Source organism: Streptomyces sp. UNOB3_S3 (assembly GCF_020740895.1).
GTDB lineage: Bacteria > Actinomycetota > Actinomycetes > Streptomycetales > Streptomycetaceae > Streptomyces.
This window is the reverse complement of record NZ_JAILXP010000674.1, coordinates 1-1,535: the sequence shown is the minus strand read 5'-3', so window position 1 is coordinate 1,535 and position 1,535 is coordinate 1. Positions and strand designations below refer to the sequence as shown.

2 protein-coding genes are annotated in these 1,535 nt (G+C 74.1%); one reads left to right on the top strand and one right to left on the bottom strand.

Going from position 1 to position 1,535, the window contains the following annotated elements:
* On the top strand, positions 1-1,015 hold a 1,015-nt coding region (ftsY, locus tag K6I33_RS34930), incomplete at its 5' end, for a signal recognition particle-docking protein FtsY (protein WP_229358812.1).
* Between the two features lie 155 nt (positions 1,016-1,170).
* Here ftsY and K6I33_RS34925 read toward each other — a convergent pair.
* On the bottom strand, positions 1,171-1,535 hold a 365-nt coding region (locus tag K6I33_RS34925; protein ID WP_229358811.1), incomplete at its 5' end, for a bifunctional DNA primase/polymerase.

The window sequence follows — 1,535 nt, the reverse complement described above, 5'->3', positions numbered from 1 at the left end:
GGAGGAGACCGCCCCCGTCGCCCCGCCCGCGCCCGTGGTCGAGGCCGCGCCGGCCGAGCCCGAGATCGAGGTTCCCGAGCCCACCGCCGGCCGGCTGGTGCGGCTGCGGGCCCGGCTCTCCCGTTCCCAGAACTCCCTCGGCAAGGGTCTGCTGACCCTGCTGTCCCGTGAGCACCTCGACGAGGACACCTGGGAGGAGATCGAGGACACCCTCCTCACCGCCGATGTGGGCGTGGCCCCCACCCAGGAGCTGGTCGACCGCCTGCGTGAGCGCGTCAAGGTCCTCGGCACCCGTACCCCCGAGGACCTGCGCGGCCTGCTGCGCGAGGAGCTGCTCGCCCTGATCGGCACCGAGGCCGACCGCAGCGTCCACACCGAGCCCGGTGTGGGGACGAACGGCGAGGAGAAGCCCGGTGTCGTGATGGTCGTCGGCGTCAACGGCGTCGGCAAGACCACCACCACCGGCAAGCTCGCCCGGGTGCTCGTCGCCGACGGCAAGTCCGTCGTCCTGGGCGCGGCCGACACCTTCCGTGCCGCCGCCGCCGATCAGCTCCAGACCTGGGGCGAGCGCGTGGGCGCGCGCACGGTCCGCGGCCCCGAGGGCGGCGACCCGGCGTCGATCGCCTTCGACGCGGTCAAGGAGGGCATCGCCGAGAACGCGGACGTCGTGCTCATCGACACCGCCGGCCGGCTCCACACCAAGACCGGTCTGATGGACGAGCTCGGCAAGGTCAAGCGCGTCGTGGAGAAGCACGGCTCGGTCGACGAGGTGCTGCTGGTCCTCGACGCCACCACCGGCCAGAACGGCCTGGTCCAGGCCCGGGTATTCGCCGAGGTCGTCGACATCACCGGTGTCGTCCTCACCAAGCTCGACGGCACGGCCAAGGGCGGCATCATCGTCCAGGTCCAGCGCGAGCTGGGCGTCCCGGTCAAGCTCGTCGGTCTCGGCGAGGGCGCGGACGACCTCGCGCCGTTCGAGCCGGAGGCATTCGTCGACGCGCTGATCGGAGACTGATCGCGAGCCGCGTCACGACCGATACGAGCCCCGTCGCGCAGTACATCGCGACGGGGCTCGCCCGTACCCGGAACCGCGCCCCGAAGGGGCGCGGGGAACTGCGCGACCGGCCACCGACGACCCGCAGTCGAATGACCGCGATTCCGGCGAAGCGCTCAGGCGCCGGCGGACCGGTGGCACACATACGCCAGCGTCCCCAGGAGCAGGCGGGCCTCCGGGGGGCAGCCCGCCGTGTCGAGGGCGGGCGGCAGCAGCCAGCGCATCGGCCCCAGGCCCGCGTAGTCCGACGGGGGGGCCGTGATGTGGTCGCCGCGGCCCAGGCCGCGCAGATCGAGCCGGGCGTCGTCCCACCCCATGCGGTAGAGCAGCTGGGGGAGCTCCGCGGCCGCGCCGGGGGCGACGAGGAACAGCGCGCGGCCGTCCGGGGTGAGGGCCACGGGGCCCAGCGGCACCCCCATCCGCTCCAGCCGGGCCAGGGCGTGCCGCCCGGCCGCCTCCGCGACCTCCAGCACGTCGAAGG